23 protein-coding genes and 1 pseudogene are annotated in these 21,016 nt (G+C 61.5%); 8 read left to right on the top strand and 16 right to left on the bottom strand.

Annotation, left to right across the window (positions count from 1 at the left end):
* Positions 1-3: 3 nt before the first annotated feature.
* The 5 genes from ACTJKE_RS22020 to ACTJKE_RS22000 all read right to left on the bottom strand — a co-directional run bounded on the left by ACTJKE_RS22020 (position 4) and on the right by ACTJKE_RS22000 (position 4,592).
* Entirely contained in the window at positions 4-1,641 is a 1,638-nt protein-coding gene (locus ACTJKE_RS22020; protein WP_440692371.1) for a N,N-dimethylformamidase beta subunit family domain-containing protein, read from the bottom strand.
* A gap of 8 nt (positions 1,642-1,649) precedes the next feature.
* Positions 1,650-2,414, bottom strand: coding sequence for an amino acid ABC transporter ATP-binding protein (locus ACTJKE_RS22015; protein WP_058320917.1), 765 nt, complete (start codon positions 2,412-2,414; stop codon positions 1,650-1,652).
* Positions 2,411-3,070 carry an amino acid ABC transporter permease gene (locus ACTJKE_RS22010; protein ID WP_065375936.1) on the bottom strand — a complete coding sequence of 220 codons (660 nt, stop codon included), beginning with the start codon at positions 3,068-3,070 and terminating at the stop codon, positions 2,411-2,413. The genes ACTJKE_RS22015 and ACTJKE_RS22010 overlap by 4 nt, the downstream gene beginning before the upstream one ends.
* A 14-nt stretch (positions 3,071-3,084) precedes the next feature.
* Positions 3,085-3,732: an amino acid ABC transporter permease gene (locus ACTJKE_RS22005; RefSeq protein ID WP_058326939.1), complete on the bottom strand. Its 648-nt coding sequence runs from the start codon at positions 3,730-3,732 to the stop codon at positions 3,085-3,087.
* A 77-nt stretch (positions 3,733-3,809) separates the two neighbouring features.
* Complete coding sequence (locus ACTJKE_RS22000; protein WP_440692369.1) at positions 3,810-4,592, bottom strand: ABC transporter substrate-binding protein; 783 nt, start codon at positions 4,590-4,592, stop codon at positions 3,810-3,812.
* Positions 4,593-4,734: 142 nt separating this feature from the next.
* Between ACTJKE_RS22000 and ACTJKE_RS21995 the strand changes: the two genes are divergently transcribed.
* On the top strand, positions 4,735-5,694 hold the full coding sequence (locus ACTJKE_RS21995; RefSeq protein WP_440636197.1) for a LysR family transcriptional regulator: 960 nt from the start codon (positions 4,735-4,737) through the stop codon (positions 5,692-5,694).
* Here the strand turns inward: ACTJKE_RS21995 and ACTJKE_RS21990 are convergent.
* The gene (locus ACTJKE_RS21990; protein WP_440692367.1) at positions 5,682-6,125 is read right to left on the bottom strand and encodes an acyl-CoA thioesterase; all 444 of its coding nucleotides are present in this window, start codon (positions 6,123-6,125) and stop codon (positions 5,682-5,684) included. The two genes, ACTJKE_RS21995 and ACTJKE_RS21990, sit on opposite strands and share 13 nt — an antisense overlap.
* Before the next feature lie 215 nt (positions 6,126-6,340).
* Between ACTJKE_RS21990 and ACTJKE_RS21985 the strand changes: the two genes are divergently transcribed.
* From ACTJKE_RS21985 to ACTJKE_RS21975, 3 genes are all read left to right on the top strand, one after another.
* Positions 6,341-6,916, top strand: a complete 576-nt coding sequence (locus ACTJKE_RS21985; RefSeq protein WP_440636199.1) for a nucleoside 2-deoxyribosyltransferase — start codon at positions 6,341-6,343, stop codon at positions 6,914-6,916.
* A 282-nt stretch (positions 6,917-7,198) separates the two neighbouring features.
* Complete coding sequence (locus ACTJKE_RS21980; protein WP_440636201.1) at positions 7,199-7,429, top strand: helix-turn-helix transcriptional regulator; 231 nt, start codon at positions 7,199-7,201, stop codon at positions 7,427-7,429.
* A 35-nt stretch (positions 7,430-7,464) separates the two neighbouring features.
* Positions 7,465-7,611 carry a HipA N-terminal domain-containing protein gene (locus ACTJKE_RS21975; RefSeq protein WP_440692407.1) on the top strand — a complete coding sequence of 49 codons (147 nt, stop codon included), beginning with the start codon at positions 7,465-7,467 and terminating at the stop codon, positions 7,609-7,611.
* A 290-nt stretch (positions 7,612-7,901) separates the two neighbouring features.
* Here ACTJKE_RS21975 and ACTJKE_RS21970 read toward each other — a convergent pair.
* From ACTJKE_RS21970 to ACTJKE_RS21960, 3 genes and pseudogenes are all read right to left on the bottom strand, one after another.
* Positions 7,902-8,060, bottom strand: a pseudogene (locus ACTJKE_RS21970) (hypothetical protein); the annotation flags it as partial.
* A gap of 55 nt (positions 8,061-8,115) precedes the next feature.
* Positions 8,116-8,820, bottom strand: a complete 705-nt coding sequence (locus tag ACTJKE_RS21965; protein ID WP_440636416.1) for a pentapeptide repeat-containing protein — start codon at positions 8,818-8,820, stop codon at positions 8,116-8,118.
* Positions 8,821-9,059: 239 nt separating this feature from the next.
* Positions 9,060-9,929: a LysR family transcriptional regulator gene (locus tag ACTJKE_RS21960; RefSeq protein ID WP_440692365.1), complete on the bottom strand. Its 870-nt coding sequence runs from the start codon at positions 9,927-9,929 to the stop codon at positions 9,060-9,062.
* 126 nt (positions 9,930-10,055) lie between these two features.
* On the opposite strand from ACTJKE_RS21960, the gene ACTJKE_RS21955 reads away from it, so the two are divergent.
* The 4 genes from ACTJKE_RS21955 (at position 10,056) to ACTJKE_RS21940 (ending at position 13,235) form a co-directional block, all read left to right on the top strand.
* A complete protein-coding gene (locus ACTJKE_RS21955) occupies positions 10,056-10,676 on the top strand; it encodes a LysE family translocator (RefSeq protein ID WP_440636207.1) in 621 nt (206 codons plus the stop codon).
* A gap of 114 nt (positions 10,677-10,790) precedes the next feature.
* The gene (locus ACTJKE_RS21950) at positions 10,791-12,188 is read left to right on the top strand and encodes an aminotransferase-like domain-containing protein (protein WP_192495724.1); all 1,398 of its coding nucleotides are present in this window, start codon (positions 10,791-10,793) and stop codon (positions 12,186-12,188) included.
* A gap of 185 nt (positions 12,189-12,373) precedes the next feature.
* Positions 12,374-12,784: a DUF983 domain-containing protein gene (locus ACTJKE_RS21945; protein WP_058326927.1), complete on the top strand. Its 411-nt coding sequence runs from the start codon at positions 12,374-12,376 to the stop codon at positions 12,782-12,784.
* 316 nt (positions 12,785-13,100) lie between these two features.
* The gene (locus ACTJKE_RS21940) at positions 13,101-13,235 is read left to right on the top strand and encodes a hypothetical protein (RefSeq protein ID WP_440692363.1); all 135 of its coding nucleotides are present in this window, start codon (positions 13,101-13,103) and stop codon (positions 13,233-13,235) included.
* A gap of 93 nt (positions 13,236-13,328) precedes the next feature.
* Here ACTJKE_RS21940 and ACTJKE_RS21935 read toward each other — a convergent pair whose 3' ends face one another.
* From ACTJKE_RS21935 to ACTJKE_RS21905, 7 genes are all read right to left on the bottom strand, one after another.
* Positions 13,329-13,931: an alkylhydroperoxidase domain protein gene (locus ACTJKE_RS21935; protein WP_058326925.1), complete on the bottom strand. Its 603-nt coding sequence runs from the start codon at positions 13,929-13,931 to the stop codon at positions 13,329-13,331.
* Between the two features lie 22 nt (positions 13,932-13,953).
* Entirely contained in the window at positions 13,954-14,571 is a 618-nt protein-coding gene (locus ACTJKE_RS21930) for a CMD domain protein (protein ID WP_440692361.1), read from the bottom strand.
* Positions 14,572-14,610: 39 nt separating this feature from the next.
* Complete coding sequence (locus ACTJKE_RS21925; protein WP_440692359.1) at positions 14,611-15,657, bottom strand: putative FMN-dependent luciferase-like monooxygenase; 1,047 nt, start codon at positions 15,655-15,657, stop codon at positions 14,611-14,613.
* A gap of 30 nt (positions 15,658-15,687) precedes the next feature.
* The gene (locus tag ACTJKE_RS21920; protein WP_440692357.1) at positions 15,688-17,325 is read right to left on the bottom strand and encodes a dipeptide ABC transporter ATP-binding protein; all 1,638 of its coding nucleotides are present in this window, start codon (positions 17,323-17,325) and stop codon (positions 15,688-15,690) included.
* Complete coding sequence (locus ACTJKE_RS21915) at positions 17,322-18,206, bottom strand: ABC transporter permease (RefSeq protein ID WP_058326921.1); 885 nt, start codon at positions 18,204-18,206, stop codon at positions 17,322-17,324. The genes ACTJKE_RS21920 and ACTJKE_RS21915 overlap by 4 nt, the downstream gene beginning before the upstream one ends.
* Positions 18,203-19,147 carry an ABC transporter permease gene (locus tag ACTJKE_RS21910; RefSeq protein WP_440692355.1) on the bottom strand — a complete coding sequence of 315 codons (945 nt, stop codon included), beginning with the start codon at positions 19,145-19,147 and terminating at the stop codon, positions 18,203-18,205. The genes ACTJKE_RS21915 and ACTJKE_RS21910 overlap by 4 nt, the downstream gene beginning before the upstream one ends.
* 67 nt (positions 19,148-19,214) lie before the next feature.
* Positions 19,215-20,852 (bottom strand): TIGR04028 family ABC transporter substrate-binding protein, encoded by a 1,638-nt coding sequence (locus ACTJKE_RS21905; protein ID WP_440692353.1) that lies wholly within the window; start codon positions 20,850-20,852, stop codon positions 19,215-19,217.
* Between the last annotated feature and the right edge of the window lie 164 nt (positions 20,853-21,016).

Below are 21,016 nucleotides of genomic sequence, written 5' to 3'. Positions count from 1 at the left end.
CTGTCAGCGAGTGAGATAGTGATTGAGAACATTGGCGGTGACGCGCTCGACCATCGCATCGCCGCGCTTGAGGGCCGCCACCCATTCGCAGCTACCGGCGTGGAACACCTCGCCCTTGCCGCGCGGGAAGTTTACGATCATGCCGCAGCCGCGCTTAACGCGTTCGACGGCCGCAGGGGCAGTGTCGCCGATCAGCGTTTCGGCGACGAATTTTGCGTCGGCATCCGAAAGGAATTGGTCGTCTGCGGGAATGTCGGCGCTTTCTTCCTTCAGCGACGACATACCGAGCGCGAGGATTTCGAGGCCCTCGGGCGCGCCGCTGTCCTCCGTCGGCTCCGGCAGGCCGTTACGGATAATATAGTCGAGGCCATCAACCTCGTAACCAAACGCATGGCCTTCCGAACCGAGGATATCGCCGTAATAGATGCCCGTTCCGGAGAAGGCCCAATGCTCGGGCCGATAGACCGGGAAGCCCCGCGCACCACGCGGGGCGCAACCGCCCCAGCCGACATAAAGGCCGCGGGTGGCGTTGAGCCCAAATGTCGCCGCCCCAGGCCGGCCGATCTCGGCTGCTTCCCAGGAGCCGCTGGTGCGCGTCGGATCTGCCGAGCGATAGGCTGGGTCTTCGGCCCGTGAGCGGTATTTGTAGCAAACCTGGCGCTTGCCGCCGTCTTCGAGGCGCGTCTGCCACATGAAGTTGCCGGCAAAGCGGGCCGCCTTTCCGCCGCGTTCGACATAGTTGTCGACCGCATCGCGCATTTCCCAAGTCCAGTATTCGTCATGGCCGACGAAGACGACGCAATCGTAGCCGTCGAGGATCTCCGGGTTGAAATGAAGCTCGTGCTGGCTGGCGAGATCGACGGCATAACCTTGACGTTCCGCCCAGCGGAAGAAGTGGCTGTCATAGCTCGCCCAGCCGGACGAGGCATATTTCTTGGAATAGCCGTTGGCATAGGCCCATTCCATGTGCGGATAGCGCGGAGCAACCGCCATCGGCGCATAGATTTCTAAAGGCACCCGCGGAGCATCCGGGGGCAGCACGACGAAGCCGCGGCAGAACGGACGTTCGATGCTGACGGTCGTCGCATATTGATCGCGGTTGGGGCCGGTGATGCCCTGATAGTGGTTGGACCCGCCCCAGGTATTGTAGGAGGTCCAGGAGCCGGTGGCAGCAACCTGCAACACGCGGCCCGGCTTGCGACCGGCGAGTGGCCGGACGATGAAGAGGTGATGGCAATGGATCGGCGCGCCATCCCTGCCCTCGGCTCTCAGCGTGATGCGATAGGCGCCTGACGGCCAGTCTTCGGCGATCTTGAATTCGAAGCTCGTTTCCCAGCCGCAGCCGATGACTGAACATTGGTCCGGCGTTTCCTGCCAGCGGGCCGCAAGGCCGTCGCGCTTGAAAACCGTCGTCTCCGTCGCTCCATCGCGCGTAATTTCGAGCGAGAACCGTGAAGCTGAAGAGCTCACTTGTAGCCGCGCGGTGGCACCGGGCGGATAGGCATAGCCATCGGTGTAGCACCAGATCTCACCGCGCTCGCCGTCCATGCCCGGATATTCGTAATAGTGACCGAGCACCGCCTCGCGGCGCTGTTGCGGCGTCAGGCCGAAATCCGGGTAGTGGTTGCTTTTTTCCATCATGGCACCCATCACGCTGCCAGGTATTTCTTGAGGAACGCCCGGGTGCGCTCCTGCGTCGGCTGGCGGAAAATCTCGCTTGGCGCCCCCTGCTCGACGACGACCCCGCCATCCATGAACAGCACGCGATCGGCGACCTCGCCGGCAAAGCGCATTTCGTGGGTGACGATCAGCATGGTCATGTGCTCGGCTGCGAGCTGTTTCATGACGGCGTTGACCTCATCGACCAGTTCCGGGTCGAGTGCCGAGGTGGCCTCGTCGAAGAGCATTACCTTCGGCTGCATGGCGAGCGCCCGGGCGATCGCGACGCGTTGCTTCTGTCCACCGGAAAGCCGCGACGGAAAGGCGTCGACCTTATCCTTGAGCCCCACCTTCGACAGAAGCTCGATGGCGAGTTCACGCGCCGCAGCCTTTCCCATGCCCTTCAGGATGATCGGGCCCATGGTGATGTTCTGTAGCACTGTCAGATGTGGGAACAGATTGAAGTGCTGGAACACCATACCCATCTGCTGGCGCACCGCATTGATGTGCCGTTCGAAGGCTTGGCCTTTCAGGTTCTGGTTGACCTTTACGCCATCGAGCCAGACCTCGCCGCCATTCAGCGTCTCCAGGTGATTGATCGATCTCAAGAGCGTGCTCTTGCCCGACCCGCTCGGGCCGATGATCGCGACAATCTGCCCTCGGGCAACGGAGAGGTCGATGCCCTTCAGGACCTCCAGCGCGCCGTAGTTTTTGCGGGCGCCCTTGACTTCGACCATGGGTTTTAGAGCGGTCATCGGGAGACCTCCACGTTCTTTTCGACCTGGCGCAGACCCGCTTCGAGGACGAGATTGATGATGTAATAGAGGGCGGCAACCGTGATGTAGAATTCGAACGGCCGGAATGTCTCGCTGATCGCGAGCTGCGCTGCGTGCACCAGTTCGGCAATGCCGATGATCGAGACGAGCGAGGATTCCTTCAGGAGCACGATCAGGTTGTTGCCCATGGCTGGAATGGTGTTGCGGATCGCCTGCGGCACGATGAAGTAGCGCAACGTCTGCATCCGGCCAAAGCCAAGGCTGCGGGCCCCCTCCGTTTGCCCGGCATCGACCGCCACGATGCCGGCACGAAGGATATCGGCATTGTAGACGGCGAAGTGCAGGCCAAGGCCGATGATGCCGGCGATCAGTGCCGGTATCTTGAAGCCCAGTTGCCCGAGGCCGTAGTAGATCAGGAACAGCTGCAACAGCAGCGGCGTGCCCATGAACAGCCACATGAAGCCGCGCACCGGAAGGGCGACCGTTTTCGGGGCATAGAGCACGACGAGGGCGAAAACGATGCCGAAGATGAAGCTGATCGCTGCGGCGGAAATGGTCAGAACGACCGTCCACCAGACACCCATCCAGAGGATATCGGCATAGGGTGGAACGACGCTGAAATCGAGACCTTGCATATGGCGCACCTCCCTCAGGCTATGGCGTAGCGTCGATCAAGCAGATCGACGATCCGCGCGACGACATAGACGATAAGCATGTAGAGCACGGCGGCCACGCCGAAGATCTCGAACGGCTTGTAGGTCGAGCCGATGTAGCGCTGCGCGGTGTAGGTGAGTTCGACCACCGAGATCGTCGAGACCAGCGCCGATCCCTTGACGAGCGCCACGGCATTGACGCCGAGCGGGCGGATCATGAGACGCGCGGCTTGCGGCAACACGACCTTGCGCATGGTCTGGAACCGGCTGAAGCCGATCGACCGGGCGGCTTCCGTTTGCCCACGGTCAACCGACAGGATGGCGCCGCGGATGGATTCTGCCATATAGGCGCCGATGTTGAGGCCGAGGCCGATGACGCCGGCCGCGAAGGGCTCCAGATTGATACCGATCTGCGGGCCACCGAAGTAGAGCACGAAAAGCTGGATGAGGCAGGGCGTGCCGCGAAACAAGCTGACATAGGCGGTGCCGAAGGCGCGCAAAGGGAACGAGCGCGACATCTTCGCCGCTGAAATCAGGAACGCAACGACGAGGCCAAGCGCAAGCGCAAGTACCGAGATCTCGATCGTGATCCACGCCGCTTCCACGAAAAACGGGAAGACGCGCTGCACCAGCGAAACGTCCATGGGGAAACTCCGGAAGGCAAACTCATGATCTCCGGCCGCAGCTCATGCGGCGGCCGGAGAGACGGAAGCGTAGGGGATCAGCGGATGTCGCTGCCGACCCATTGCATCGCGATCTTCTCGTAGGAGCCGTCTGCCAGCATGTCCTCGAGTGCCTTCTGCATTGCCGCCTTCAGTTCCGGATTGTTCTTGCGGATGGCGATACCGATCGCGACGCTGCCGCCTTCGATATCAGGCGTTTCGAGACGGCGGACCTTCTCGCCGGTCTCCTTGACGGCAACCATCACCGGGATGTTGTCGACGACGATCGCATCGACGCGGCCGCTCTTCAGTTCCATCAGCAGTTCGGGCAGACCCTTGTAGGTGCGGACATCCCAACCGCCCTGCTCGCGCGCCCATTTCTCATGGGTTTCGCCGAGCGTTACGCCAAGCGTCTTGCCCTTGAGTTCGTCGAGCTTCTGGGCACCAGATGCTTCGCTGACGAAGACGGCGCGGCCGGCATGGTAATAGGGGCCGACGAAGTCGACGACCTTCTCCCGCTCCGGGGTAATCGTCATCGAGCCGACGATGGTGTCGTATTTGTTGGCAAGCAAGCCGGCGATGATGCCGTCCCAGGCCGTCGTTACCAGCGTGCCCTTGACGCCGACGCGCTCGGCAATTGCCTGACCGATCGAGGCGTCGAAGCCGACGACCTGGTTTTCTTCGTTGACGAAATTGAAGGGCGGGTACTGGCCCGACATGGCGATCTTCAGTTCGCCGGCGGACTTGACGTTCTCTAGGTCGTCAGCCCGAGCCGTGACGGCGGAAAAAGTCGCAGCAATGGTGAGCGTCGCGGCCAGCAGGCCGGAGAATAGGGTCTTCATGAAATGTTCCTTGTTCCTCTGGATTGGGGCGCGCCTTCTTGTGCGCTTGGGATTGGCAAGGGGCGCCTTCCGAATTTCATGATTGCTTCTGCTTCAGCATTGCGCAAATAGATAATGGAAATAGAGGGCATAGATTTCAGAAATGATTTCACCGCGATTGGAACGGCTCGTCTGGGAGCTCGACTGGAACCTTCTGCGCACCTTTGTGGTGATTGCCGAAGTGAAAAGCATCACGCGCGCGGCCGAGCGGCTGAACCTCAAGCAACCGAGCGTCAGCAACGCGCTCCGGCGGCTGGAAGATCGTGTTGGTCGCCGCCTCGTCGAGCGCGACGCGACTCGCTTCGATCTCACTGAAGTTGGACAGCTGCTCTATGAGCAGAGTGTCGAGGTCTTCGGCACGATCTCGCAACTGCCGCAACTCGTGCGCGGCGTCAGCGACGACGTCACCGGACATGTTACGATCGCAGTTGCGAGCCACGTGGTCTCACCGCTCTTCGATCGTGCGCTCATGGAGTTTCACCGTAGCTATCCGCGCGCCACGCTGACGATCAACGTCGGGCCGAGCGGCGAGGTGACGCGCCAGGTCCGGGAGAAACGGGCCTCCTTCGGCCTTTGCCTCGTCAGTGTGCGGGATCCGGCGCTCGACTATCTGATGGTCTTCCGGGAGTTTTTCGGCTTCTTCTGCGGCCCGCATCACCGACTGTTCGGCAGGGACGGATTGAAACTTGCCGACCTCAAGGGGGAAACGTCGGTTTCGTTCCACACCGACCATATCGCCGACGCGCTCCGGCCTGTGGCGCTGCTTCGCAGCGAAGCAAAGCTTAACGCCAATGTCGTCGGCGTTTCGTCAAGTCTCGAAGAGGTGCGCCGGATGACGCTCGCGGGTCTCGGCGTCGGCTCGCTGCCGCTGCATGTCGCCCGCCGCGATGTGGCGGACGGGCTTCTGTGGCGCCTGCCGCCCTACGACAATCCGCCCGCCATCGACATCTTCATGCTGACAAACCCGGAGAAAGCGATCAACCGCGCCGAGAAGGCGCTGATCGCCGGCTTGCAGACGCTGATCGCAGAAACGCCGGTTGAAGATCGCGTCTATGCCGATTGATCTGCGCGTGCAGGCTCGTTGCTCGACAGGAGCGCCTCGGCGCGCGCCCGCGCGTCTGGCTCCAACGCAATGGCCGCGCGTGCCTCAAGATCGAAACGTACGGTCGTGGTCCTGTTGACCGCATGCACGATGCCGTCGAGCGTACCGGACATGATCTGCTCGAAGGTGACCGACGAGCGGCCAAGCTTGATGACGCACGACCGGATGGAGATCAGCGCGCCAGCCTTGGTTTCGTGTTTGTACTCGACCTCGGAGCGCACGTCTGCCCACCCCCTGCCCGATTCCGTCTCCACGCCGGCGATGTGGCCGAGAAGCTGGAAGCTCGCATCGTCGAACATTGCGGCGTAGTGGCGCACATTCAAGTGTCCCATCGTGTCGCACATCCAGGGGTGAGCGACGCCGACATAGGTTGTCAAAGCTTGGATGGACATGGTGCCTCGATCGTTGCGTAGGATGGGTTGCCAGACATAGCGGACGCCCGGCGCTTCTGTCCATGGTGATCCGGAACAACGTCACATCGGCGGCCACGCCTATATCGGTTTGGCAAAAAGTGAGAAAAATCCGTGGGTAAGCGCGCCTGTTTTGGTCGGCAGCTAGGCGCGGCTGCGTTGCACTCCTAGATTGGCCGTTTCAGACGTGAGGAGAAATGAGCGTGAAAGTCTATCTCGCTGGCCCGGAAGTTTTTCTGTCCAATGCGGTCGAGATCCAGAAGGAGAAGGCGGCTCTGGCGCGTAGGGCCGGCTTCACGCCGCTGGTGCCGGGCGATCTCGAAATCCCTCCGGCCCCCACCAAACATGAACGTGGCCTAGCAATCTATGCGGTCGACGAGGGCATGATGCTCGCCTCGGATATGATCATCGCCAACCTGACGCCGTTTCGCGGCATCAGTGCCGATGTCGGCACGGTGTTCGAACTCGGCTTCATGTGCGGCCGTGGCAAGCACGTCTATGCCTATACCAACACTTCGCGCAGCTACTACGAACGTATCCTGAATGATTATTACAGAGGCCAAGCTGCACTGCGCCCCGACGGACGCATGGCAGGCGCCGACGGCCTCAGCATCGAAGATTTCGACATGGCCGATAACCTGATGCTGGATGGTGGCATCGTTCGCCGCGAGGGCGCGCTGATCAAACGCGAAGTGCCTGAGGCCGATCGCTTTACCGACCTCGAGGCTTTCAAGGAATGCCTGGCCATCGCCGCAAAGCGGCACTTGTCGTAGTGTTACGGTTGGTCCTGTTGTCCGGCGAGGTGCCTGCCGAATTCGAAGAAATCATCGACCGTGACGGCCCGGTCGCCGAAACTTATATCTCTGATATCGTTGCGGCCAGAAGCGCCGCTCAACCGCATCGATCGATTGGCCGCGCCGAGCGCCATAGAGTTTACCGATCGGGAAATTATCTGCGGAAAAACATCATGCGGCCGCGTTGATTTTCCCGTTCGGGAAAATTAATCTCGACAGAGCACCCAATATGCTGATACTTTCCCGAGCGGTAAAATAATGATGGCAAAACGGGTTAAAACTCCATCTGATATCGGCGCCCTGGTCCGAAGCGCACGCAAGGAGCAAAACTTGCGGCAGGACGAACTCGCCGGCGTTGCTGGCGTCGGGCTCCGGTTCATTGTCGATCTTGAGGCCGGCAAGCCGACAGCACAGATAGGAAAGGTGTTGCAGGTTCTGCAAACGCTCGGCTGTTCGATCGATATTCTGGTTCCTGGTGAACGCAGACAATGATGACAACGGTTCTCAACATCTGATGGGATAGTCGAATTGTCGAGCAATTCACCCAGGATCGGCACGGCGATATCGGCTTCGCCTACGCTGAAGCTTGGCTTGATGATGAAAGCACACTTCCGCTTTCAGCCTCCCTTCCGAAGCGCGCCCCGGATTACAGACTTGGTCGACTCCACCGCTGAAGCGGTAGCGAGAGTATTGGAAGACCTCTCAAACCAATGCATCGATTCCGCTACGATAAATCACTTTGCGGACTTGATCGCGGGCCGCGCCAAACTCGTCAGGTTGTCGATTTAGCCGAACTACGCAGTGCAATCCTAAAAGGCCTTGTTTCACCGCCACCACGAATTCCGAGATCAGATTAACTGCTTGTTACAGCTAACGCTGCGGCAACGCATCCCCGCCCTGTATCTGCACCGTCCGCCCTGCCAGCCCAGCGTTGATAGATCAGCCGCTGCCTTCCACGTACGGATCAGGCACAAAAAATAAGCCACGGCTTTCCGGACGCCAGATCGGAATGCAGTGGCTCGTTTTCAGGTGTGCCACTTTCGTCGCGGACCCGGTCGATTTCGCGAAGCACGCGCGCGGCGGAGTCGCGAAACTGCCGTCCCGCCGTCATCGCTAAGAGCTTTCGCCGAAGTTCAGGTCAAACGCACCCCGCGAGTGTTCAAAGGGCAGCGAAAGTCCTAATCGGAGGCGCAGGGCCAGCCTGTCGGCGTGCTCAGACCTGCCGGCAATTTGGTCGAACTGTCGCCGCAAGTCATATCCACCTGCTCCTGTTCCAGTCCTGTTGCCTCGGACAAATTGACGCCCTCGATCCGCGTCAGAAACATGAAAGCACCATTGAAGTCGATCGGCCCGGTGAAGCTCGTATTGGTGAAATCGGCACGGGAAAGATTGGCGTGCGAGAAGCGGGTCCCCGTCAGTTCCGCCTTATCGAAATTGGCGCGTCCGAGTTCGGCCTTCTCAAAGCTGGTGCCTGTCAACTGCGCGCCGCTAAAGTTGGCGCGCTGCAGTTCGGAATTGACGAAGGAAGCCTTCTCGGCCGAGACGCCTGCAAAGTTGCAGCGATAGGCCTCTATTTTTGCGAAATTCGCACCATTTGCAGTGGCTCCCGCCACGGATGAACGCACGAGCGTTGCCTTCTCTAGGTTGGCGTCCGTTAAGTTCGCGCCCCGCAGATCCGTCAACGTGAAATCAGTGTTGACCAGATTGGCACCCTGAAGATCGCTGCCGCCAAGCATGAGCGCTTTCTTGTTGCAGTCGGTCCAATCCGCGCCGGGTGCCGCCGAGTCCTTGCAACTCGCGGCGTGGCCGACCGCCGGCGCCGCCAGGGCGACAAGGCCAGCCGTGATTGCCGGCGCCAGCAATTTTTTCACCGTGCGAGCCATCCCGTTCAGCGCTTTCCGGCGCAGCACCGTGGACTGGCGCATCGCGCCGCACCCGTGGTCGAGATCGGTTTTGAGGATAGTCATGGCGCCGCTCCGGGACCCGCGGGGTCGAATGGTTTGCATTTCAGATGGCATACACATCCTTTGGATGATCGGCATCACCGGTTGTGCGTGCTTCGCTGGTAAACGTATGACGTTGTTGCCCTTTATGCAAATAACAGAATTGAAAACGCTTCGTTTCAGATAGCGGCTTCCAACAGCCAGTCACGCAGTTTGGCGTGGGGGCTCTCCTCGATAATGGCTGCTGGTGCGAGCAGTTGGTAGACCGTTCCGTCATCGATAAATCCCGCGGGTGCGGCGAGAATGCCGCTATCGATGTCATCACGTACAAGTTGCCAAGGACCGATCGCGACACCGATTCCGGCGACCGCGGCCTGAAGGCTTATGTAGAAATGCTCGAAACTCTGTGAGCGCCGCCCGAGCGTGCGGCAATCGGCGAGCCTTGCCCAGGTTTCCCACGCGTCCGGGCGGCTACGCGACTGGAGGAGTACCGCATCGGCGCGCAGTTCCGGCAGGCGGTGTGCGTCAGGCGGGTCAAAAAAAGATGCAACCTTGTCGACACGGCAGATCGGGCCGGTGCGTTCACGAAACAGCGGGGTCGCATGGACCGCGCCCGTCTGCAGGAAATCGTTTCGCCGGATAGCGAGATCTATGCCGCGCCCCAGTGTTACCGGACCGCCCCCGGCAACGAGATGGACAGGGACATCCGGGTGCCGCCCTTGAAAATCCGGCAATCGCGGGATGAGCCAGCGCATCAGAAGCGTCGGCTCGCAGGAAACTACGAGGGCGGGCCCCCTCGCCTCTTCCCTGATCTCCCGGACGGCCGCCTCGACGAGAGCAAAACCCTCGCGCACGGCGGTCGCGAGCTTGCGGCCGGCGTCCGTCAGGAAGACGCGTCGGCTCCGCCTTTCAAACAGCGCCACGTCCAACTCGTCCTCCACGAGACGGACTGCCCGACTGATCGCGCCATGGGTTAGATGCAACGCCTCCGCAGCGCGGCTGAAGCTTTCGAGCCTCGCCGCCGCCTCGAAGCAGCGAAGCGCTGCCATGGGTGGCAGGCGAACGGCGTTAATCTGTGAGCTAGGCTCACCAATATCGTCAGGATTCATCGTTAGTCGCCGCGCCCTTTGTCGCCTATTGCTTCTGCAACATCGGCGGAACGAGCGAGAAACGCAATGACGGAACTGTTAGCCGTAGTCACCATTACGATCTTGGCTGTCATTAGCCCCGGCCCCGATTTCGCGATGGTCACACGCAACAGTCTTTTGCTGTCCCGACGGGCCGGCGTTTTAACAGCGCTCGGCATCGGCGCAGGTGTCTGCGTTCATGTCGCCTATACCATCCTGGGTGTCGGGCTTCTAATCCGGCAATCGATCCTTCTCTTCAGCATCCTGAAGCTTGGTGGGGCCGCCTACCTGATCTGGCTTGGGTTCAAGATGTTGCGCGCCAAGCCTGCTGGCTTACTGGAAAAGCTCGACGTTCCGGCGCTTTCCGATCTCGGTACCCTGCGCACTGGGTTTTTCACCAATGCGCTCAATCCGAAAACGACGGTCTTTATCGTCAGCCTCTTCATGCAGGTCGTCGAGCCAACGACCCCGGCGCTCACGCAGATCGGCTATGGCGGCTTCATCGCAGCCGCCCATATCGTCTGGTTCGCCTTGGTGGCCTTGTTCTTTTCCTCCGGTGTCGTGCGTATTCGCCTCCTTCGACTGCGGCATTGGATCGATCGCGTCTTCGGCGCCTTGCTGGTGGGTTTCGGCCTTCTGCTGGCCACGACGAGTGTCACCAGACCCTAGCGGCGCCGGAGCTTTGACAGGCGCCTATCTCCTGTCATTGATCAGCCATATGCCTTGCCTGGAACGCAGAAACATGCAATATCCATACAATTATCACGGCTGGATATTGTTACGATGAACGACGACCGCTTGCAGATTTCGTGGAGCCCCACCATTCGCAAGGCTGATGGACCTCTCTATCTCGCGATCGCGGATGCGATTGCCGCGGACATCACCGACGGGCGGCTTGCGGACGGGATGCGACTGCCGCCGCAGCGTGTGCTGGCAGAAGCGCTGGGGATCGACTTCACCACCGTTAGCCGCGCTTACAACGAAGCGAGGCACCGTGGCCTTGTGGAAGGCCGCGTCGGCCAGGGCACCTATGTTAAGGCACGGCGGGCCAAGATCGCCCGTCCGGCGACCAGCGGCATTGTCGACATGAGCATGAATCTGCCACCGTTGTTTGACGATCACGCCCTTTCTGTGCGGCTTTGGGATGACGTGGCAGCGCTTCAGGCTGAGCACGGACTCGACCTTCTGATGCGCTACCAGGCGCCCGCCGGCACACTGCACAACAGAGCCGCCGGCGCCGCCTGGCTGAGACCGCGCCTCGGCGAGGTACAAGTCGAGCGCATGCTGGTCTGCCCTGGCGCGCAAGGCGCGCTGCTTGCCGCGCTCAGCAGTTTGGCCAAGGCAGGCGACACCATATGCGCCGAGGCGATTGCTTACCCGGGTCTTCGAGCACTCGCCGCACATCTCGGCATCACGCTGCTGGGGGTCGCCATCGACGAGAAAGGCCTTATTCCGGAAGCCTTTGAGGAGCTTTGCTCGACGCATACATTAAAGGCCCTTTATTGCAATCCGACGCTTCACAACCCGACGACCGCCACGCTCTCGCTGGAGCGCCGCGAAGCGATCGTCGCCGTCGCCAGACGACATGGCGTGGCGATCATTGAAGATGACGCTTATGGCGCCCTCCCGGTGGCACCGCCGCCCGCGCTTGCTGCGCTGGCGCCGGATCTCGTCTATTATATCGGGGGTCTGGCGAAATGCCTCTCGCCGGCGCTCCGCATCGCTTATCTCGTCGTACCGGATAGCCGCAGTTCGGTCCGGATCGAGGGCGCCATCCGGGCAACCGCCGGTCTGGCTTCGCCCCTCACAGCCGCTATCGCGACCCGCTGGATCGAGGACGGAACGGCCGATGCCGTTCTGGGCGCGATCCGCACCGAAACAGCCGCTCGGCAAAAGATAGCCGCAAACGTCCTTCCCAAAGGTACGGCCGTCAGCGACCCTCATGCCTTTCATGTCTGGTTGCGCCTGCCGCGGCCGTGGACCCGCGGCGAGTTCAGCGGTCGGCTGCAGGCGGCAGGCATCGCGGTCGTTCCGAGTGACGCCTTTGCCGTCGGCCCGGCCCCGGAAGCCGTACGCCTGGGGCTGGGCGCGGCAGCCACACAAGAAGAATTGCGCCGCAGCCTGTTGACCATCGCTGACCTCCTCGGCCAATCCCCCGCGGCATCCAGCCTCGTGGTCTAAGGAAAAGGGCGCTGCTGGCGGGCGAAATTGTCGCAGCAATGTATGCATACAATAAATTGACAATGTATGCTTTCAGGCGCTTAATCCTCTGGACCTGAGGCGGCGTCTGGAACGGCCGGCCGCATAGTCAGGCAACATCGGCGAACATCAGGAAGCGCCGGACGAGACGCCTGAAAGGAACGACTATGTCTTCGGATCACGATTGGCCACCCATCCCACCCATGCAGACCGGTCTGCGCGGCCGTTGCCCGCGCTGCGGACAAGGACACCTCTTCCAAGGGTTCCTGAAGATGCGCAAGGAGTGCGAAGTCTGCGGTCTAGACTATTCCTTCGCAGACCCAGCCGACGGCCCCGCTTTCTTCGTCATCTGCTTTGCCTGTGTGCCAAGCGTGCTTCTTGGCGTCTGGCTTGAGGTTCAGTATAGCGCGCCGCTCTGGGTGCATCTGCTGGTCACCGGCCCGTTCATGCTTTTGACATGTATTCCACCGCTTCGACCCCTGAAGGGATGGCTCGTCTCAAGCCAGTTTTTCTACAAGGCCGAGGAGGGCAAGGTCGTTAGGCGCAGTGCGGACCCTCCGGTTGCGACAACGCAGTAGGCCGCCCGGACCGCGCCTCACGGCGAGAAAATGGCTACCGGTGGCCGATAGTGCGGCGACCGTCTTCATGTGGCGGCGCGCCTTATCAGGCGGCAGATCCCGTCCACCCGCATCCGCCAGGAGAGCCCATCACCTGTTCGATACAGGCCAGCACTGGTCGAACAGAACGTTCTCCTTGGCATCCGCTTCGGGGCCAAGCCAAGTCAACACGCCGAACTCGTCCCCAATCCGCCAACGGTAACTGCCTCCGTCACCGCGCGCAGACATAGCCTGCGCACCGGAAACGACTTCAACAACGACCTCGACAAGTGGCGCGTTGGCTACGCTCGACTACGCGATCACCGAAGGTCTGGCGGCCCGTATATCGGTTCCGTACAACCAGGAAGACCTGACGGCTACGACCGACCGCGACTACGTTTCGGGCTTCGTCCGCCTGCAGCGTAACTTCTAATCCGACATCGGATGAAAAGGCCCGCAACCTCTATCGAGGGTGCGGGCTTTCTTATTGCCAGCGAAATACGTTAGCCGCCGAATCCGGCGCTGATCAATTGGCTGGGGTTGGTTCGCCCAGCGAAAGCATCAGACGGTTCGCCCAGTTGAAGAAGGCGGCGCCGTGGATCACATCGGCGATCTCCAACTCATCAAGGCCGGCCGCAGCCAGCCGTGCGACATGGTCATCGCCGAAGGCGGGCGGTGTCGCAGTCAGCGCGACTGAGGCGGCAACGATCGCATTCCATCGCTCGCCAAGGTCGGCGCCGATCCCCTCATCCAACAGCTTTTGCACATCGTCGCCTCGTTTCGAATGATGAGACGCGAAGCGCGAATGGACCGACGCGCAGAAGATGCAGCCGTTTGACCGTGAGGCGGCCGTGGCCGCGAGTTCGCGCTCCGCGCGTGGCAAGCCCGTACGGGTATTGTAAAAGATGTCCTTGTCCGTCTTCGTACGTGCCTCCAGTACCTCCGGATCGCGTACCAGCAGACGAAAGTAGGGAGACTTTGCGCGCGCTGCCTCGACAAGCCCGCGGAAATGTCGATCGGTCAGATCGTCCTCGGCCAAGGGCTGGAGCCACGGCGTCCAGCCGATCTCGGCTTGAGTGAAGGTTACGGGAGGATTTTCTACGCCCGGTATGATGGCAAGTTCAGTCATTGTCGCGGTTCCTCTCGATGTCTTATGCGGCGGCACGCTTCGATGCGGCGGAAAGCAGGCTGAGCCCGGCGATCACCCGGATCTGGAACGCGACAAACGAGACGAGTTGCGACAGCGTGACGATGCCATCGGTCGTCCAGCCGGCGTCGAGCAGCGCCTGCAACGCTTGCGAACTGGCCTCGCGTGGGCGGAAGACGAGCAGATGGGCATGTTCCAGCGCCGCTGAGAGCTTTTCGCCGAGCACGTCGCGGTTTGGGTCCGAGACGCGATAAAGCAGACCTGCCTTGTTCTCGACGCGCAACGGCCCCTTGGGGTAATCGCCGTAGGGACCCGTCGCCTGCCCCGCCCCAATCTCCGCCTTCAACACCTCGACAAGCCACCGGTCCGTACCGCTTTCCTCCAGGGGGTTGACGTAGAATTCATAGATATCCGGCTGACGGTGAAGTCCGGCGATGAAGCTCGCAATTGTCTGCCGCTCCTCCAGGGAGACTTCGCCGGGTGCCTTGGGTCGAAAAAGCGCGAGATAGCTTTGCTGCGCCTGTTCTCGCGTTTCCGGTCGTTGGGCGCGTATGCGGTCGAGGCTCGATCCCGGGGTGATGCCGGCGAGCAGATCGATGATGTCTGGCGACACTTGGGTCATGGCTTTGTCTCCTCTACTGGGTGAAATCGGTGCTCAGTCTCAACCGACGGCACCAAAGCGGCGCGCGTGGAGCTTCTCCTGCGGCGACCAGCCGAGCGCCGGCGCGACCTTGGTCGCGATCAATTCGATCGAACGCAGGATCAAAGGGTGCGGCGGATCGACGGAGTGAACCTGAAACACGAGGTCGGTCACGCGCTCCAGGGTCTCGTCGCGGCTGAGGCTTTCGATGACGTCGTCCACCGATCCGACATGGACGTCGAATGCGGCGATCAGATCGGCAAGGGAGTTGCCGGCAACCTTGTGACCGGCGGCGATCAAGCGCTCTGCACCGCGGTTCAGCCCGATCTCCGCCAGGCGCAGCGCTTCAGCACGGCTATCGGCGACAAACAGGCTACGGGACCCGAGAATGCGGGGCGCGCGACCGAAGGGAAGCGCATGCAGATAGGCGTCGATGATCGGGTTCTGTAGTTCCGCCAACGAGGCGTTCGGTTTGTCCTGCGACCGCGGCTGCGTGCGCGACAGCATCAGACCGTCGCCAGCGCGACCGGCACGCTCGCCGCCAGCGACCGAGAAGGTTGCCTGCCAGATGCGATCAAGCAGTTGCGGCGCTGCGGGATAGAGACGATCCCCGCCGGCAAGCGCTCGGCCGGCCCAGGCATCGAGCACGGTTTGGAGATGCCGACCGAAGACCACACCACGCTCCGCGCTCTCAAGGCCGAAGGCGGTAAAGGACGACGGCGTTCCGCCTGTGCCGAATCCGACCTCTAGGCGGCCCCCGGAAAGCAAATCGAAAACCGCCGCATCTTCCGCCACCCGGATCGGGTTTTCGAGCGGCAAGGTGATGACACCCGTGCCGAGGCGGATGCGCGTCGTCTCGGCTGCTACATGAGCGAGGAAAACCAACGGGGCCGGCAAGCCGCCTTCATCCGCATGGAAATGATGCTGGGCCACCCAGGCCGTATCGAAGCCGAAGCGCTCGGCGGTCACGATCTGCTCCTTGGCGTAGTAATAACGGGTGCCGGCGGGAACGTCGTCGAGCAGGCGTGTGAAAAAGCCAAGGCGCTTGCGTGGGGTGGTCTGTGTCATGGATCAGTCCTGTTCATAATTCCCGCCACATCAGGCAGCGGCCCGGGGGCTTTGCCCGGGAATGGCGTTGATCAACTCGCGGGTGTAGTCGCTGCTGGGATGTTCGAAGACATCAGAAACCACCCCACCATCGACGAGGCGCCCATCCCTCAGGACGGAAACGGTGTCGGAGATCTGGCGCACAACAGCGAGGTCGTGGGACACGAAGAGGTAGGTCAGGCCGAGATCGCTCTGCAGTTCCTGGAGCAGGGCGAGAATGCGCGCCTGGACGCTCACATCCAGAGCGGATACCGCCTCGTCCAGCACCAGAACCTGAGGATCGAGCACAAGTGCTCTGGCGATCGCGACCCGCTGGCGCTGACCACCGGAAAGTGCGTGCGGTCGTCGCGAAAACGCGTCTTCGGGCAGCCCGACCCGGGAGAGGATCGCCCTCGCCTTCTCCTCGCGATCGCTGCGCTTGAGCCGGCTGAAATTGATCAGCGGCTCTGCCACGATTTGCAGGATGCTTTGGCGTGGGTCGAGCGATCCGTAGGGGTTTTGGTATACGAGCTGGATCTTGCGCCGGAACTGCCGGAGATCCTCCCCGACAAGACGGGAGAGATCTGTTCCGTCGATTTCGATACGCCCAGCGGTCGGTTTTTCGAAGCCAACGATACTTCTGATGGTCGTCGTCTTTCCCGAACCGGACTCACCAACGATCGCATGGGTCGACCCGCGACGGACACGAAAGCTCAGATCGTCGACCGCGCGAAACCGGCTTTTGCCCTCGCCCGCAAATTCGCGAACAAGACCGTCGACGACGACAATATCGTCGTGAGCGCCTGATTCTGCCGAACTGGCCGCCGGCCTGGACACGGGGCTTGCGAAAGACGGTGCAGCCGCAAGTAGTTGTCGTGTGTAAGGGCTGCGCGGGGCGGCGAGAACGACGCTGGCTGCGCCTTGTTCCTGAATTCGCCCGTCCTTGAGAACGACGATGCGATCAGCGCGGTCGGCGGCAACGCCGAGATCGTGGGTCACCAGAAGCACGGCGGTACCGTACTCGGCTCGCAATTCATCGATGAGATCGAGAATGCGTTTCTGCACCGTGACGTCGAGCGCACTCGTCGGCTCATCGGCGATGATCAACTGCGGTTTCAGGGCGATGGCGATCGCGATCAGCACGCGCTGGCGCATGCCGCCTGAAAGCTCGTGCGGATATTGCCGCGCCCGCAATGCCGGCTCGCTCAGGCCCACACGGGCAAGCAGGGAAATGACGCGATCGTCGATCTCGTCAGGGCGCAGCGCACCGTGGATCCGGAAGATCTCGCCCACCTGCGCGCCGATGGTCTTGACCGGATTGAGAGAGTTTCCCGGATCCTGTGGCACGAGGCTGATCCTGGCGCCACGCACCGTTTCCAGTTGCCGATCGGTCCATCGGGCAATGTCCGTCCCGTTGAGCTTGATGCTGCCGCGTTCGACGCGACCGTTCGCGGCAAGCAATCCGATGATCGACTGCGCTGTCGTCGTCTTGCCGGAGCCGGATTCGCCAACCAGGGCAACGACTTCACCAGGATTGATACTGAAGGAAACATCGTGGACGGCGCGTCGTTCCGCAGTCCCATCACCATAGGCTATGCATAGTCCCTCGACTTCGATAACGGGCGGCACCTGTTTGGGGATCACGGTCATGCTGGGGCCTTTCCGAAGGATTGGCTGACCCGATTGGCAGCCAATACGACGAGAACAACCACGACGCCGGGAGCCGTCGTCAGCCACCAGGCCGTCGAGATGTAGTTGCGGCCTTCTGCGATCAGCAGGCCCCATTCGGGCGTCGGCGGTGGCGCGCCATAGCCGAGAAATCCGAGTGTCGAGATCTGCAGGACCGCCGAGCCGAACTGCAGCGATGCGAAGGCGAGAACCGACGTCAGCGAGTTTGGCAGGATGTGCCGCCAAAGCACCGATACAAACGTGCCGCCGCTGCCGAAGGCCGCCTCGACATAATCGCTGCGCCGCACGCGAACAACTTCGGCCCGCGCCAGCCGGGCGAAACCGGCGACCGAAGTCACACCTACGGCGATGGCTGCGTTCACCGTGCCAAAGCCGAGCAGGATGATGATGCTGAGCGAAAGCAGCAGTGGCGGGATCGACAGGAAAACGTCGACAAGCCGCATGATCGCATCGTCAAATCGACGCCGGGCGGAGCCGGCGACCACGCCGAGCCCGGTGCCTACGACAAGGCCGAGGCCAACGGCAACAAAGGCACCCGTGAGCGAATGCACGGCTCCATGGACGATGCGTGCGTAGAGGTCGCGTCCGAGAGCATCGGTCCCGAGCAGATGTTCTGCGCTGGGGCGCTTCAACTGCGCGCCACCCACACCCTCGAGCGGGTGGTAGCCTGTGAAGAGCGAGGGGGCGACCGCCCAGAGGAAAGCCGTCGCCAGGATGAACCAGGACAAGGCCAGTCCCGGAGGCACGCGGCGTAGCGTTGAGGCCATGCGAGAGCGCCGCCCTTCAGTCTGCCGCCTTGCATCCGCAGCAATGTCGTCGTGAAGCGTATCGACGGTGGTCATGGGGCAGCTCCGACTTTTGTCCTGAGGCGCGGATCGAGCACGGGGTAGAGCAGATCCACGGCAAGATTGATGATCACGAAGGCGAGCGCCGAGAGCACGACGATGGCCTGGAGGACGGCAGCATCCTGGCTGCCGACGGCCCGTTCGGTAAGGCCGCCGATGCCGTTGAGCCCGAAGACGGTTTCGGTCACCACGGCCCCGGCGATCAGTTCACCGAAGAGCACGCCCGCAATGGTCAGTGTCGGGAGGAGCGCATTCTTCGCCACATGCCGCCAGAGAATCCACTGGCGGTTGGCGCCTTTGGCACGGGCGACGCCGACGAAGGGCCGCGTCATTACCTCGTCGATGTTGCGCACAAGCACCTGGGCGAGCGGCGCAGAAATCGGCACCGCGAGCGTGAAGACGGGCAGGATCAGTTCCTGCCAGGGCCCGGGATTGATGACCGGAACGAGCTTCAAGCGGAATGAAAAGATCTGGATCAGCATAATCCCAAGCCAAAAGGTGGGGATCGAGATGAAGAGCGAAGGAACCGATTGCAGCGCGCCGCGCAGCCAGGTGAACGGCGTCAAGCTGGAGAGGAAGGCGATGAGGATCGCCAGCACGGAGGCAAGGAGGAAGCCAAGCGTGGCAAGCTTCAACGTTGCCGGCAGATGGGCTGCGAGCAAGCTGCTGACCGGAACACCCGCCTGAACGGAGTAACCGAAGCTGCCGGTCAGGAATTTGCCGATCGTCTGCACGTACTGAACGAGTACGGGGCTGTCGCCGGCATAGGACGCACGGATTTCGGCGACCTGTTGCGCGGTTAACCCCAGATCGGGGTTCTGGAACTTGATGAGGATTGCGTCGCCGGGCATCGCCTGCAGCAGCACGAAGGAGATCGTGAATGCGGCCCACAGGACGAAGAGCGCCTGTCCGACGCGATTGAGCAAATAGGCGGACATGATCCAATCCTCTGCACGCGAATTTCGGGGAGTGGCGGCCACCGCAAGCGCAGTGGCCGCGTGTCGATCAATGCTCGGCGAGCCAGGTGCTGTAGAAGCTCGGACGACCGACCGCCTCGAAGGCGACGCCCTGGACGTAAGGGGCGCCGGCGTAGGCCTGCGGCTCCTCGAAGATCGGGATCGCATAGGCCTGGTCCACGACGTAGTCCTGGATCTCGCCGGCGATCGCGAGGCGCTTTGCGCGGTCCGGCTCGGAGGCCAGGGAGTCGAGCAGGCCGTTCAGCTTGTCGTCGACGAAGCTCTGGACCTTGTCGCTGAGACCTCCCTTCTGACGCAGCACGTCGCGGTTCTTCGGATAGTACTGGCTCTTGATCACATCGGGATCGGCGCGACCGACCATCGCCGGAGAGACGGGCGTCTTCAGGGGATCGAGATCGTCGACCGTCCTGCTACCACTATCGCCGGCAAGCACGTTGAGCTTCACCCCAACCTTGCCCCATTGCTGGGCGACCAGTTGCAGCGTCTCCTTGTTCTGCGGTTGCGGCAGGGATTCGTAAGCGGTCAGCACAAGATCCTTGCCATCCTTCTGGCGCAGGCCGTGGGATCCGACCGACCAGCCGGCCTCGTCGAGCAGCGCCTTGGCTTTATCGGGATCGAAAGCGAGCTTTGCCGAGATATCCTTGTAGCCGAGCGCGGAGGACGCGATGATCGAGGTCGCCTGCGGATAGTTGGCAGAAAACAGCGTCGTGACGATTTCCTTGGCATCGGTCGCGTGCAGCAGTGCCTGGCGCACCTTCACATCAGCCACGAGCGGATTGTCCGGCCGGAAAACGACGCTGTTGTTCACGCCGCGTGTCGATGGTGCATAGATCTGGTAGTCCTGCGCCTCGACTTGGCTCTCGTCATAGGCCTGGACCTGACGGATGAAATCCGCCTGGCCCGCAAGCAGGGCACCGATGCGCACGCTGTCTTCGCCGGTGATGATATAGGTGATGCCATCGAGATAGGCGCGGCCCTGGTGCTCGAGTTTCGCGGGACCCCAAACATAGTCTTCGCGCGCCTTTAGGTTCAGCTCCTTGCCGATCGTCTCGCTCTCGACCACGAAGGGGCCGGAGCCGATGATCTTGGTCGCATCGCCAAGTTCTTCGAAGGGGAGCGAAAGGGTGCTGGCGGCGACAAGCCCGGAGCCGATGACCGATGTTCCTTGCAGGAAACCCGGCGAAGGTCGCTTGAAATAGAATTTGACGGTCAGCGGGTCGATGACTTCGCTGCGCTCATAGTTGTTGATGACTTCGGAAACGGGGTACTTCAGTGCTTTGTTGCCAAGACCGAACACGTCGTAATTCTTGGCAACGGCCGCCGCGTCGAGTGGCGTGCCGTCGGAGAAGGTGACGCCCGGACGGATCTTGAACGTGTATTCGGTCGCATCCGCGTTGACCGTCCAGGATTCGGCGATCCAAGGTTCGATCTCAAGCGTCTTTGGGTTCTGATAGGTCAGCTTGTCGGTGATCTGATTGAGGATACCGCCGTTCGGATAGAAGCCGCCTGCCGGGGGATAGAGATTGGTATGGGCTTGCTGCTCCAGATAGATCAGCGTCCCGCCTTTTACCGGCTCCGCGCCTTCGGCGTGGGCACCCACGTGGGTCAGGCCGGTCGCCGCCAGCGTCGCGAGGGTGAGCGCAAGCCGTTTCAGTTTCATCGTCATGAGAGCCTTCCTTCGAAAATCCGAAGGCTATGGTACGACTGCCAGCGTCATTATCAATTAAATCTAGGAAATTAATATGCTATATGTTTCGACGGATGGGAAAGAAGCATCTCGCTCGCAGGCAAGGCTGAGATAATTGTCCCCGACGTGCAAATTCACGTCGA

Origin of the sequence: Ensifer sp. 22521 (genome assembly GCF_052044795.1) — a bacterium.
GTDB lineage: Bacteria > Pseudomonadota > Alphaproteobacteria > Rhizobiales > Rhizobiaceae > Ensifer.
The sequence above is the reverse complement of the archived record's forward strand: the minus strand, read 5'-3'. Positions and strand labels throughout refer to the sequence as shown.

Bases quoted from the DNA above. Each gene is read 5' to 3' on its own strand.
- ACTJKE_RS22020 (WP_440692371.1), bottom strand. From the start codon at position 1,641: ATGATGGAAAAAAGCAACCACTACCCGGATTTCGGCCTGACGCCGCAA.
- ACTJKE_RS22015 (WP_058320917.1), bottom strand. From the start codon at position 2,414: ATGACCGCTCTAAAACCCATGGTCGAAGTCAAGGGCGCCCGCAAAAAC.
- ACTJKE_RS22010 (WP_065375936.1), bottom strand. From the start codon at position 3,070: ATGCAAGGTCTCGATTTCAGCGTCGTTCCACCCTATGCCGATATCCTC.
- ACTJKE_RS22005 (WP_058326939.1), bottom strand. From the start codon at position 3,732: ATGGACGTTTCGCTGGTGCAGCGCGTCTTCCCGTTTTTCGTGGAAGCG.
- ACTJKE_RS22000 (WP_440692369.1), bottom strand. From the start codon at position 4,592: ATGAAGACCCTATTCTCCGGCCTGCTGGCCGCGACGCTCACCATTGCT.
- ACTJKE_RS21995 (WP_440636197.1), top strand. From the start codon at position 4,735: ATGATTTCACCGCGATTGGAACGGCTCGTCTGGGAGCTCGACTGGAAC.
- ACTJKE_RS21990 (WP_440692367.1), bottom strand. From the start codon at position 6,125: ATGTCCATCCAAGCTTTGACAACCTATGTCGGCGTCGCTCACCCCTGG.
- ACTJKE_RS21985 (WP_440636199.1), top strand. From the start codon at position 6,341: ATGAGCGTGAAAGTCTATCTCGCTGGCCCGGAAGTTTTTCTGTCCAAT.
- ACTJKE_RS21980 (WP_440636201.1), top strand. From the start codon at position 7,199: ATGGCAAAACGGGTTAAAACTCCATCTGATATCGGCGCCCTGGTCCGA.
- ACTJKE_RS21965 (WP_440636416.1), bottom strand. From the start codon at position 8,820: ATGGCTCGCACGGTGAAAAAATTGCTGGCGCCGGCAATCACGGCTGGC.
- ACTJKE_RS21960 (WP_440692365.1), bottom strand. From the start codon at position 9,929: ATGGCAGCGCTTCGCTGCTTCGAGGCGGCGGCGAGGCTCGAAAGCTTC.
- ACTJKE_RS21955 (WP_440636207.1), top strand. From the start codon at position 10,056: ATGACGGAACTGTTAGCCGTAGTCACCATTACGATCTTGGCTGTCATT.
- ACTJKE_RS21950 (WP_192495724.1), top strand. From the start codon at position 10,791: ATGAACGACGACCGCTTGCAGATTTCGTGGAGCCCCACCATTCGCAAG.
- ACTJKE_RS21945 (WP_058326927.1), top strand. From the start codon at position 12,374: ATGTCTTCGGATCACGATTGGCCACCCATCCCACCCATGCAGACCGGT.
- ACTJKE_RS21935 (WP_058326925.1), bottom strand. From the start codon at position 13,931: ATGACTGAACTTGCCATCATACCGGGCGTAGAAAATCCTCCCGTAACC.
- ACTJKE_RS21930 (WP_440692361.1), bottom strand. From the start codon at position 14,571: ATGACCCAAGTGTCGCCAGACATCATCGATCTGCTCGCCGGCATCACC.
- ACTJKE_RS21925 (WP_440692359.1), bottom strand. From the start codon at position 15,657: ATGACACAGACCACCCCACGCAAGCGCCTTGGCTTTTTCACACGCCTG.
- ACTJKE_RS21920 (WP_440692357.1), bottom strand. From the start codon at position 17,325: ATGACCGTGATCCCCAAACAGGTGCCGCCCGTTATCGAAGTCGAGGGA.
- ACTJKE_RS21915 (WP_058326921.1), bottom strand. From the start codon at position 18,206: ATGACCACCGTCGATACGCTTCACGACGACATTGCTGCGGATGCAAGG.
- ACTJKE_RS21910 (WP_440692355.1), bottom strand. From the start codon at position 19,147: ATGTCCGCCTATTTGCTCAATCGCGTCGGACAGGCGCTCTTCGTCCTG.
- ACTJKE_RS21905 (WP_440692353.1), bottom strand. From the start codon at position 20,852: ATGACGATGAAACTGAAACGGCTTGCGCTCACCCTCGCGACGCTGGCG.